Source organism: Terriglobus sp. TAA 43 (genome assembly GCF_000800015.1).
Classification (GTDB): domain Bacteria; phylum Acidobacteriota; class Terriglobia; order Terriglobales; family Acidobacteriaceae; genus Terriglobus.
Window position 1 is genome coordinate 2,935,901 of sequence record NZ_JUGR01000001.1, and the last position, 12,358, is coordinate 2,948,258.

Here is a 12,358-nt window from a genome sequence, read left to right on the forward strand (position 1 = left end):
CTCGTTTCAACCGCTATCTCACGCCTTGTGGTGCGACGTGTGCAGGTCCGCTTCGTTGTACAACGCATCTGGAGCTGCCGCCTTCGCGTCCTCAAAGGTCACGCGTGCCTTGCGCCGGTACGCCAGGTTCGACATAAACGACGCCACCGAAGACCGATAGCCTACCTCCACCGTGGCATTCACCTTGTCCTTGCTGCGCGAACGAATCGCATCGAACCAGTTGCCCATGTGCGTCACGCCCTTGGTGGTCGATTCAATGACCACACCGCTGGGATCGTTCGCCTTCTCCGGCATGAACTTCGTGCCTCCACGCGAGTTCTGGCTGCCCGTCACCATGCCTGTCGAACCGGACACATGCTCAATCGTTCCGTTCGATCCCAGGTAGTGCTCGCCCAATCCATAACGTGCATTGGAGAAAGTGGACTGCCACAACACGGTCAGATCGTTCGGATACTCCAGCGTAACGGCAATGGTGTCCGGCACCTGCCGTCCATCCTTCTCGCTGAACACGCCGCCCGCGCAATACGCAGCGGCAGGAACGTCAAGATCCAGTGCGGTTGCAATCCACGCGATCTGGTGCACCATGTTTTCGGTAATGTTGCCGCCGGAGAACTCCCAGAACAGACGCCAGTTGATGAACTTGTTCGCATCAAACGCGCTCTTGGGGCGGTTGGCCAGGAACAGATCCCAGCGCACATGGTCCGGGTTGCAATCTTCAGGAATAGGCCGTACCCACTGGCCTTTGCCACGCGGCGTGTTGCGGCTCATCCACGCTTCCACCATGGTCAACTTGCCCAGCTTGCCGCTCTTGACCCAGTCCTGCACGTCACGCAGCTCGCCTTCGCTCTCGTGCTGCATACCAATCTGCACCACCTGCTTTGAAGCCTTGGCGGCATCGCGGCAAGCTGTGGCATCGGCAATGTTGTAGGCCATCGTCTTTTCGCTGTACAGGTCTTTCCCAGCCTGCAGCGTGGCAAGAAAATATTTGGCATGCAGATGCAGCGGCGTCGCATTGATCACCGCATCTACGTCCTTGTTTTCCAGCAACTTCAGGGGATCGTCATAGGTCTTGATGTTGGGATACTTCTCCTTCATCATCTCCAGCCGACGCGTGTAGGCGTCAGCGGCGGCAACGATTTCAATGTTCGATTCCTTGAGAGCGTCACGCAGATCCTGCATGCCACGATCGCCGCATCCCACCAGCGCGATTCGAATGCGGTCATTAGCGCCAAGCGCGCGCGCGGTGGGCATGGCTGCCAGCGCGGTCGCGGCTCCCATGGTTCCAAGGAAGGTTCTGCGAGTGATCATGAGCGGGTTCCCTTTAGTGAGCTAGAAGTTTTGCCGACGAAGACCTGCAGAGGTTGGACCACCGCCATAAGACCTTCGCCGAAGCGCCTACCAATCTAGTCCACAAATTCCCTCGCCGTCACGCGAATCCGCGCCATTTTTCACCGTTTCATCTTTCGTCTCTCTATCGGCACTCCTCCTGATCGGAATCGCTTCCTACCAGCCGGACCAAAGGATCACTTCACCAGCGGGGTTTGCGGCGTTATCATCGCCTCACTGTGAAGAATTTTTCTGCTCGCTTCCTGCGTCTTGTGGGTGCCGCTGCTATTGCCGCTGCCACCCTGCCTGCCCTCGCACAGAACAACGCTACGGAATACCGCTTTACCTTTCCGGACGTCGTGCACCACGTCGTGCAGGTGGAGGCCACCTTCCACAACGTTCCGCAGCAGCCCCTCACCGTGCAGATGAGCCGTTCTTCACCGGGCCGCTACGCCGCGTTTGAATACGCATCGAACGTCTTCGAAGAGAAGTTCACCGACGAAAGCGGCAAGCCGCTGGCGGTGACCAAGCCCGATCCGCGCTCGTGGACAGTCAGCGGACATCACGGCACCGTTCATGTCACTTACAAATTGTTCGGCAACCGCGTCGACGGCACCTTCATGGCGATCGACACAACCCACGCGCACCTCAACTGGCCTGCAACGGTCATGTGGGCGCACGGCTTTGATGATCGCCCATCGAAGCTGACCTTTGTTCTGCCCGAAGGCTTGAACTGGAAGATCGCAACGCAGCTTTATCCCACGGCCGATGCGAACACGTTCACCTCGCCCAACCTGCAATACCTGATGGACAGCCCCACAGAGCTTGCCAACTATGCTCTGCACACCTTCCAGGTTCCAGCGCTGAAGCCCGGCGGCAAGGCACAGACCATCCGCGTCGTCGCGCACTCGCAGGCCACGGATGCTGAGTTGGCCGAGTACTTCGCAGGCGTGGAAAAGATTGTGAAGGAAGAGCAGGCCGTCTACGGCGAACTGCCGGATTACGAGCCGGGCTATTACACCTTCCTCGCCGATGCGTTGCCATGGGACAACAGCGATGGCATGGAGCATCGCAACAGCACTGTGATGACGTCGCGCCAGCTTGGACTCAGCGTCGTGGCGCACGAGTACTTCCACAACTGGAACGTGGAACGCATTCGCCCTGAAGGTCTTGAGCCGTTCAACTTCCGCGACGTGAACATGAGCGGCCTGATGTTCGTCGCAGAAGGCTTCACGCAGTACTACGGCAACCTCGCAATGATCCGCACCGGCCTTACTCCCATGCCACGCGGCATGATGGGCTTTGCACGCGACATCAGCAACGTAATCAATTCACCGTCGACGCAGTATCGGTCTGCAATGGATATGAGCCGTATGGCTCCATTCGTTGACGGCGCAAGCGACCTCTTCCCGACGTATTTCAACAACACCTTCGTTTCGTACTACACGTTTGGCGACGTTGTTGCGATGGGGCTTGATCTCTCGCTGCGTGTGAAGACAAACGGCAAGGTCACGCTCGATGACTTCATGCGTGCCATGTGGTTTGCATACGGCAAGCCCGGGGGCCCCGCACCCGGCCTCGTTGGTCATCCATACAGCATTGCCGATGTGCAGACCCAACTCGCAAAGGTCAGTGGCGATCCCGCCTTCGCTGCGGACTATGTGAAGCGTTACATGATCGGCACCGAAAAGGTGGACTACGCATCGCTGCTGCAGCACGCAGGTTTCGTCATGAAGAAGCGCGGCGGCGCAACATTGGGCAACATCTATCTGATGAAGAAGGGTGATCCCGTCCGTCGTGGTCAGGCGCCTGCAGGGACGGAGACGTTGAAGGTTGCCGCATCCACCGTCATCGGTTCGCCTGCGTATCTTGCAGGACTCGATCTCGATGATGAATTGATCAGCGTAGGCGGCATAGCCATCAACTCATCCGCAGATGTAGAGAAGGCCATCGACGGCAAAAAGGTCGGCGACAGCGTGGAGTTGGTCTACAAGCGTCGCGGCCAGGAAGTACGTTCGAATGCCGTCCTCGCTGCAGATCCCACGCTTGAGATTGTTCCCGTCGAAACAGCAGGCGGAACACTAACCGCGGAACAGAAGGCGTTTCGCGAAGCATGGCTTGGAACCAAAGTGAAGTAGCGATTGCTTTGCAATGTTCAAAGGGCACGGCTTTCGCCGTGCCCTTTTGATTTACTGCTGAAGCTTCTTCCAACGCTTGCCCAGATACCGATTCCAGTACATCAGCAAGCCAGTAATGGAGAGGATCGGAAGACTCATACCAAGCGCACTCCAGATCACCTTCACCCATGTTCCCCACAGCGTACCGAAGTGCAGTGGATAAACCAGCCACAGAATCCAATCGCCCAGAGACTGCTTCTCCCCGTAGTGCCACGTGGAAAGCAACTGTCCATCCGCAGCAAACGTGTGGATGAACCGATGCGAAAAGTCCCCGGGCGCAAGGCTATCCATGTACACGACGTAGTTTTGCCCCGGCGCATCAGGCGGCGAAACACCAGACAGAAACGCGGATGGATTCAGTTGATTCGAACGATCCGCAATTGTCTGCAGTGTTACAGCGGCACCCACATGTTGCGGCTTAGGCACATCCGGTTGCCGCATGGCCTTAACCGGCGAAATCACACTCACGGCTTTCATCACCTGAGCTGGCAACAGGAAGGCAATCGCAGTGAATCCCCACCAACTGACAATCAGCAGTGTCCAGATCCCAATAGCGTTGTGTGCGTCAAAGTTGATCCGCTTCCACCCAGCGCGCAGATTCATATAGAAACCACGCGCCCACGCGCGAAGTCCGGGCCACCACAACACCACGCCGCTGATCGACAGAACAAGCAGCCCAATGCCCATCACGCAATTCACAATGAAGCCGGTCTGCCCCATCAACAGGTAGATGTGCAGGTCATGCACCCAGTCAATGAAGCCGCCACGAATCGGCACAATCTCGCCGGTCGTCGCGTTCAAACGAACGATATGTTGGCCCTTGTTTTCCGTGTGCAGATACGCGGTGTACACCGGCGTATTTTCCTGCGGCCACATCAGGTAATACAGTGGCTCTTTCGGATACGCGTTCGCAACGGTCTTAACAATCTGCGATGCAGGAAGCACATGCGCCGCGTCGTACGATTGCCCGCGAAAAGCGCGAGCCTGCAACTCGTCTTCCCACACCAGTACAGAGCCTGAAAACCCAATAACAATCACGTAAAGCGACAGCAGGACGCCCAACCAGAGATGAACCTGGAAGAGCGCCCTGCGCAGCCACAGCTTACGCGGATGATGAACGAGATTGCTTGCGAATCCCATGTGTTTAGAAGTGGTACTTCACCTGTCCAATAACGTTGCGGGAGTAACCGTAGTAGCAGTACGCCAGGCCGCTGCATGTAGCTACGTAACGCTTGTCTGTCAGGTTGGTCGCATTCACCGTAAACAGCATGCCGCGATATCCAAAGCGAAGACCTGCATCCAGCAGCGCATAATTCGGAACAAAGAAGCTGTTCGCACTGTCGGCCGCGTTGGTGCCAACGAAGCGCACTCCAAAGTTGCCACCAAGTCCGCTGAAATGTCCGTTAGCGACGGTGTAATCCGCAAGCATCGATACCTGATTCCTTGGCGTCTGCGACAGCCACTTGCCAATGTTCGCAGCAGTCTGGTCCTTCACGGTCTCTGTTGCCGTGAAGGTGTATCCCCCGTGCAGGCTCAGGCCATGCTGTAGGCTTGCGATCGCTTCCAACTCCACACCACGCGAACGAACTTCGCCGGTCTGTGTGGATTGAAATGCGGCGTTGCTCACCAGCACGTTCGTCTGATTGATCTGGAAGAACGCCGCAGTGAAGTAGCTATTCCAGGTGTTCGGCTGCACCTTCACACCAGCTTCAATCTGTCGCGAATCAGACGGCTTCGCCGGATCAGTCGATTGCCCCGTGGTCGCGTTATACACATAGCTGCCTGCATTCGGCAGAAAGCTGGTAGAGAACGAAACATAAGGCGAGATGCCGCTTGAAGTCAGATAACCAACACCCGCACGACCAGTGAATCGCTGATCCAGATGTCCGGTCTCCGTGTGCGCCAGGAAGTCTGCAATGTCATTCTTCGCAAAGTCCTGACGTCCGCCCACGGTGAAGATAAGGCGATTGCGATACTTGATCTGATCCTGCGCATACAGACCGTGCTGTTGCAGCAGGTTGTCCTGATACAGATATGGCGACATATTCGGGATCGTCGTCACACCGTACACCGGCTTGAAGATGTTGATGTCCGCCACCTGTGCGAACGCCTGCTGACTCTTGATGGCGACGTGCTGATAGTCGTAACCAAACAGCACTGTCTGCTCCCAATCGCCATTCGTGAAGCGACGCAGAGCGCGGTTATCCAGCGTGTTGATGCGGTTCCAGCGTGGCAGTTCGTATGCGTAACGCGTCACCATCGTGGTACTGTTGCCATCAAAGCCCGTGCCGTACACCGTGCTGCCCTGGAAGTTGATGTACTGGTAGCGATAGTTCGAGTGCAGGTTCCAGCCATCATCGAAAAGATGGTCGCCGGTGTAACCAGCCGACGCCTGGTCGCGCTTAACCTTCTCCCATCCCGGCTCACCCACAAAGGTGCTCACAGGAATAACGCCGTTCGGATTGCTATAAAGCGTGCCGCTTGCAGGCAGGAACTGGCTCCAACGCGTGCCGTCATGCTGCCAATCACCAAGGAAGGTAAAGTTGGTGCGGTCGCTGGGCTTGTACGTGAATGACGGTGCAATCAAACGACGATTGTCCGGCGTGTAGTTTGTCTGCGTATCACTGTTACGCAACACACCCAGTAAGCGATACTGCCACACTTGGTTCTTATCGATGGAGCCGGTTGTGTCGAAGAATCCTTCACGACGCGTGAATGCGCCAAGCTGCATGCCCACTTCCGTGCGGCGCTCTGCTGAAGGACGCTTCGTAACCTGGTTAATCAATCCACCCGGAGGCACCTGTCCATAGAGCACAGACGAAGGTCCACGCAACACTTCCACGCTTTCCAATTCGTACGGATCCAGCTTGCCGGAGAGGGAATTGAAGCGCATACCATCACGGAACACACCAAATGTCTCCGCTGCAAACCCGCGAATCTTTAGCCAATCAAAACGCGGCTCCACACCAAACTCGTCCGCCTGCACACCGGGTGTGTAGCGCAGCGCTTCATTCATGGTGATTACGTTGCGCGACTGCATCTCGAGTTCGCTAACAATGGAGATCGATTGCGGCACTTCCACCAGTGGCGCATTTGTCTTCGATCCAGCATTCGACGCGTAAGGAACAAAGCCGGTGTTCGCCGTCACACTGATAACGTCGGTCGCCGAACCAACTTGCAGCTTCAACACGGTGGGCTGCGCGCCACCAGAGAGTGCTACATTGTCCTGCTGCAACGCGGCAAAGCCGGGCGCCTGTACCGAGACGTTATAGCTACCGGGATGCAGCGACAGCGCTACTTCGCCGTGAGCACCGGTCTGCACGCGATACACCGTAGCACCGCAACGAACTTCCACCGCAGCGCGTTCCACCGTTGCACCGCTGCTGTCCTGCACCTGCAACGTCACAGCCTGGATCGGCGTCGACTTATCTTCAGAACATGTATTCGACTGGCAAACAGCGACCTGGGAGATCGCGGAAAACGAAACAAGTAAGGCCGCGGAATATTGGATAGGTTTCAAAACAAACATCCTTCATACGCACTGCCGCGGCCGCGCAAACACGCACGGGAAACCGCAACAGCGGATTTTCTCTGGGGGCGAGACAGGGCTCGCGCGTTAGCGTAGGAGAGGCTCACCGCCGTAGCGGCACGCACTTCTCTCCTCTCCCTCAAGGAGAGCCTCAGAAAACGGCAATTTCTGCCGTACTTTCAAAATACGACAGGATCGGTCCGAGATCAAGCGAAAGATGTGCCGAACATAAAAGAGCCGGCACACGGCCGGCTCTTTATTAGTGTTGAAGACCTTAGTTATGCCAGGCAGCTCTTCGCGTAAGCCAGGCATTTGGCCACTTCCTTCACCGCGTCGGAGTCATCCGGCAGCTTGTACTCCAGCTCGATGGTGGCGGGGAAGTTGTACTTCTCCTTCTTCATTAACTGCAGCACTTCCTTGATTGGGGTGTCGCCCTGGCCGAAGGGCTGGTTTTGTCCGCCCTTTTCCGGGTACTGGCGATCCTTCAGGTGCATGCTGGTGATGCGCGCGTGGTTCTTCTGGATGAACGCAATCTGGTCGTGATTGCCAGCAGCCGTGTAGTGGCCAATGTCCAGGTTGATGCAGTTCCACGGCGACTGTGCCATCGCTTCATCCCACGTGTCGGGCTTGGCCTGGGTATGGGCGTGGTAACCCATGCGCATCTTGTACTTCTTGCCAAACTTGCCAATACGAGCGGTCAGGCCCGGATTGTTGTCCGGCATTTCCATGGTCAGGTGGTTTGCGCCACAGGCCTTGGCTGCCTTGAATGCGTAATCAAACTCGGCATCGGGCATGCGGTCGGTCAGCGTGATTTTGAATGCGTAGATGCTCACGCCCGCGTCGTTATACAGCTTGCGCAGTTCCGCATACTTGTTCACGTCCATGGTGGTGCGCCACTTGGTCACTTCTTCCGCATGGGCAAGCTGCGCAGCCTTCGCGGCTTCTGACATCTGGGGACGCGGAGCGCCCGGTGCGGGCGGCGGTCCCATGGGGCGCGGCGGCGCGGGCGGCAAGCCTGCCCACAGTTCCTGCACGTTTTCAAGTTCGGTGGCGTTGATGCCGTCTTCCACGGCGTACTTCAGTACGGACAGCGCATCGAACGGCTTCATCTGGCGATAGGAATAGCTGATGACGCCAATCTGTACGCCGTTAAACTTCGAGTTCGGCTTGCCCTGGGCAAAGAGCGAACGCGGTTGGAGCGCAGCGGCAGAAATGCCGGCTGCTGCAAGGCGACCAAAGTCGCGGCGATTCATGTTCATGAGCGCAGTAATCCCTTCGTGAGAGGAACAGGTTCCCCGAAGCGTGATTCTAGGGGTGCGGAACAAACTGTGGCAAGCGATTCAACAGAATGTCACACCTCGGCACACCGCTTTACTTCGCTGACTGGCACAGGTGCTTTGAATGCCAGCTGTGTTCAAGCGTCGTGGGTGGCTTCGATGCGTCATGGAGAATCAGGACAAGACTGCGCCGTGTCTCGCTTCCAACCGCGGTCAGTTCCATGGGCACACCCTCAGGAATCACGACGTCGACTCCCTTCTTTCCGGTCTGCATCCCGTCCGGGGTCTCCAGGCATGTCTCGCCCGTCGCGGTATAAAAGGCCTCGATACCCGGATGCGTGTGCGTCTCGCTGACCATTCCCGGCTGAAGGACTGCTTCCATGTATTGCGCGGTGTAGCTCCGCCCTTTTTCAGTCGTTAATGGGCCCATCTGGGTTACGCGGCTGGCGGAGGCGGCAGTTTGTGCCTTATCGCCAAGGGTCAGCAGCCAGAACTTGCCCAGCGCTTCGACCACTGTCCCGTTCGGCCCTTTTGCCCGATCGGCCAGCTCCTTGGTGGGAAATGCATCGAGCGTCCAGTAGACCGGGCCTTCCACCACGCCCACAGATTGGCGCGCAAGAATCCAACAGCCAGTTTCATTCGTTCTCTCGGCCACTGGCTTACAACTCATCAGATTCTGTGGCGGCTGTTGAGCGCTAACCGAAGTTGCTATGCATACAAGCAGTACGCCAACACCAACAGCACGCATCAGTAGCGTCCCAAACGTCTTGCGAATCACAGGCAGTGCCTCCCGAATCGTTTGCTGACACCCATCGAAGAATGTCACAAGCCGATTCGGGAGCCAATCACAATTTCACTTACTCGTAGCGCAGCGCCTGCATCGGATTCACACGGGAAGCTCGCCGCGCAGGCACATAACCTGCCGCCAGCGCAATCGTCGTCAGCAAGGCGATGCCAACGATCAGGCTCACCGGCTCCGTCGGCGCAATACCGTAGAGCAGGTTGCGCACAAGTTGTCCGCAGAGCAGTGTCAACACGATTCCCGCTGCAATTCCGCTGACCACCAGCATCGTGATCTCGCGCATCACCATCCATCGAACACCGGTGTGCGATGCTCCCAGCGCCATGCGAATGCCGATCTCGCCGGTGCGCTGACCCACCAGGTAGCTCATCAACCCGTAGATGCCAATCGCGGAAAGCAGCACAGCAAGCAGACCAAACGCCGTTGATAGTTGCGCCATCAGGCTCTGGTTCACCACTGTGCGTTCAATCACGCGATCCAGCGTGGTCACATGGTCAATCACCAGGTTGCGGTTCACAGAACGAATCGTGTTCTGCACCGCGGTAGACATCGCAGCGAAGTCCCCGTCGTAACGCACCGCCAGCCTTCCATAGCCCCACGGATGCTGCGGATTCGGATAGTAGTCGATGTACTCCTTCCCCTCGCTCAGGTCTCTGAACTTCACATCGCGCACAATGCCGATCACCTCCACTTCCTTCTTCGGATCGGGATCCTTGCCGTAGTACATATGGCGACCGACAGGATTTACACCAGCAGGAAAATACTCGCGCGCAATCGTCTCGCTCAGGATCACCACATGGTGTGATGTTGCACTGTCCTGCGGGCCGAACGTGCGACCTGCCAGCAGAGGAATCTGCATCGTGTTGAAATAGCCGTTGCCAATCACGTTGTGTTTCACATTGATGTTTTCTTTGAACGGCATCCCCGGCACAGTCACCGTCCCGTTCCAACTGCCCTGTGCAAAGGTGAACGCGGCAAAACTCGCGGCCTTCACCTGCGGCAACGCACCCACGCGCTGCTCAATCTCCTGGAACATGGCAATCATGCGCGGGTCTTCACCCTTCATGCCCAGCACACTGGAATCCATGTCCACCAGCATGACGCCATTGCGCGGAAAGCCTGTATCCACACGTGTCAGGTTCACCAGCGTCCGCAGGAACAGGACGGAAGCCACACTCAACACCAGCGAGAGTGCAATCTGCGCAATCACCAGCCCCTTGCCCAGCGGGCTGCGCGCATTGCTGTTACTGCGCCGACTCTCCTTCAAGCCTTCATTCACCGCCACACGCGATGCGCGTAACGCAGGCACCACGCCAAACAATATCGCCGTACCCACCGTGGCAAACAACGTGAAGACAAGCAGCCGCACGTTCAGCGAAATGTCCAGCGGAAGCAGGTTCGCATCAGGCCCGCCAGAGATCATGCGCAGCAATACACGATCCGCCGCAAGCGCAAGCACAACACCAAGCGCCGCACCTGCAACAGACAGCAGAAGACTCTCCGTCAGCAACTGGCGAATCAGCCGAAGACGTTGCGCTCCAAATGCTTGCCTCACTGCAAACTCATGTGTGCGTGTCGTCGCTCGCGCAAGCAACAGATTCGCAATGTTGGCGCACGTAATCAGCAACACCAGCGCCGCAACACCCATCAGAATCTTCAACGGATCAGAGAACGTATTGCGGAGGAACGAGCGGCCTGTTGTCAGGTCGGTCAACTTTACATGCGCATTCTGGAGATGCCCCAGGTTGTATGCATTCAGTTCGGCGTTTGGAAACGACCGCACAATATGCTGATACAGCACATTCGTCTCCGCCTCGGCCTGCGCACGCGTCACACCCGGCTTCAGCCGCCCGAACACAAAGTTCGATTGAAAGAAGCCGTCGTTATAACCCTTACTGTGCGATGGCAACGATTGCATCATCGCCATCGGCACCCAGAAATCCGGCGCATGGCCCACTTCAATTCCGAAGAAGCCTGGCGGCGCCACACCAACAATGTTGAACGTGGTATCCGCCAGTTTCACCGTGTGGTTCAGAATGTCCGGCGTCCCTTGAAACGCAGATTGCCAGAACGCATAGCTGACCACTACGACAGGAAACTTTCCTTCCACGCGATCTTCCTCATCGCGAAAGAAACGACCCAGCGCAGGCTCAACACCAAGCGTTGAAAAGAACGTGCCGGACACGGTGTCACCCGTAAGCTTCTGCATGCTGTCCCGCTGATCCAGCGTGCCATGCATCTCGCTGCCAAAACTCATGACCGTCGCAAGGTCTGAGAACACGGTGTTGCTCTTGCGAAACTCACGAAAGAACGGATAGGAATACAGCGTCGTCGAGCCATAATCATCCGTTACGCCCGCGTCATCACCGTTGCCAAGCATCACCAGTTCCGCGGGTTTCGTCACCGGCAACGAACGCAACACCAGCGCATCCAGAAAGCTGAAGATCGCAACATTCGCTCCAATGCCAAGACTCAGCGAAAGCAGCGCCATCAGCGTCAGTGCCTTCGCATGCATCATCGAACGCAGCGCATACTGAATGTCCTGCACCAGCGACTCCAGCCATCCCCATCCCCATGCGGCATGGCTGCGCTCGCGCAGCACAATAGGATTGCCAAAGTCGCGCCTGCTCAGCCGCCGTGCTTCTTCCGGCGTGGCTCCAGCAGAGCGTTGTTCTTCTTCGCGTAGATCCATGTGGAGGCGCATCTCCTCTTCCAACTCAGAATCAAAACGCGAGCGGCGAAACAGCATCTGGATACGACGAAGAAGTGACATGGCGGATTTCTCCTGCAACAAAGAATGAGAATTAAAAAATGATGGCTACCTAAGCCGTCTGCAATACACGTGCAATGGCGCTGTAAACGCGCTCAAAGTTTGAAGACTCAGCGGCAAGCTGTTTTTTCCCTGCGGCGGTCAACTGGTAATAGCGCGCGCGACGATTACCCTTCGTCACACCCCACTCCGCCTTCACCCAGTCGTTCACCAGCATCTTCTGCAACGCGGGATACAGCGATCCTTCTTCCACTTCCAGAATGTTGCCGGAGGTTTGCAAAATCGATTCCGCAATCTCATAACCATGCAACGTTCCATGTCGCGACAGCGTGCGAAGAATCAATAACGTCAGCGATCCGGGCGGGATTTCGTTGTGCTTCATCAGGTGTGCGCCTCGACTGGCATAGGCTGCCTATGTCAACAGAAACGGAAACACAAACGCACGCGAATGCAAAAAATGTCTTCGGTGGCCAAATA

At 56.8% G+C, this 12,358-nt stretch carries 8 protein-coding genes; 1 reads left to right on the forward strand and 7 read right to left on the reverse strand.

Features of this window, described 5'->3' with window-relative positions; genetic code table 11:
- Positions 1 to 18: 18 nt before the first annotated feature.
- The gene (locus M504_RS12600) at positions 19 to 1,308 is read right to left on the reverse strand and encodes a Gfo/Idh/MocA family protein (RefSeq protein WP_052200687.1); all 1,290 of its coding nucleotides are present in this window, start codon (positions 1,306 to 1,308) and stop codon (positions 19 to 21) included.
- Positions 1,309 to 1,565: 257 nt separating this feature from the next.
- On the opposite strand from M504_RS12600, the gene M504_RS12605 reads away from it, so the two are divergent.
- Positions 1,566 to 3,464 carry a M61 family metallopeptidase gene (locus tag M504_RS12605; protein WP_156993733.1) on the forward strand — a complete coding sequence of 633 codons (1,899 nt, stop codon included), beginning with the start codon at positions 1,566 to 1,568 and terminating at the stop codon, positions 3,462 to 3,464.
- A 51-nt stretch (positions 3,465 to 3,515) separates the two neighbouring features.
- Here the strand turns inward: M504_RS12605 and M504_RS12610 are convergent, their stop codons facing one another.
- From M504_RS12610 to M504_RS12635, 6 genes are all read right to left on the reverse strand, one after another.
- A complete protein-coding gene (locus M504_RS12610) occupies positions 3,516 to 4,643 on the reverse strand; it encodes a PepSY domain-containing protein (RefSeq protein WP_047491879.1) in 1,128 nt (375 codons plus the stop codon).
- A 4-nt stretch (positions 4,644 to 4,647) separates the two neighbouring features.
- Complete coding sequence (locus M504_RS12615; RefSeq protein WP_198137593.1) at positions 4,648 to 7,023, reverse strand: TonB-dependent siderophore receptor; 2,376 nt, start codon at positions 7,021 to 7,023, stop codon at positions 4,648 to 4,650.
- A 287-nt stretch (positions 7,024 to 7,310) separates the two neighbouring features.
- Positions 7,311 to 8,291 carry a sugar phosphate isomerase/epimerase gene (locus M504_RS12620; protein ID WP_047491883.1) on the reverse strand — a complete coding sequence of 327 codons (981 nt, stop codon included), beginning with the start codon at positions 8,289 to 8,291 and terminating at the stop codon, positions 7,311 to 7,313.
- Positions 8,292 to 8,403: 112 nt separating this feature from the next.
- Positions 8,404 to 9,087, reverse strand: coding sequence for a cupin domain-containing protein (locus tag M504_RS12625; protein ID WP_156993734.1), 684 nt, complete (start codon positions 9,085 to 9,087; stop codon positions 8,404 to 8,406).
- A gap of 79 nt (positions 9,088 to 9,166) precedes the next feature.
- Positions 9,167 to 11,884, reverse strand: a complete 2,718-nt coding sequence (locus M504_RS12630) for an ABC transporter permease (RefSeq protein WP_047491890.1) — start codon at positions 11,882 to 11,884, stop codon at positions 9,167 to 9,169.
- Between the two features lie 49 nt (positions 11,885 to 11,933).
- Entirely contained in the window at positions 11,934 to 12,263 is a 330-nt protein-coding gene (locus M504_RS12635) for a PadR family transcriptional regulator (protein WP_047491891.1), read from the reverse strand.
- Positions 12,264 to 12,358: the final 95 nt, after the last annotated feature.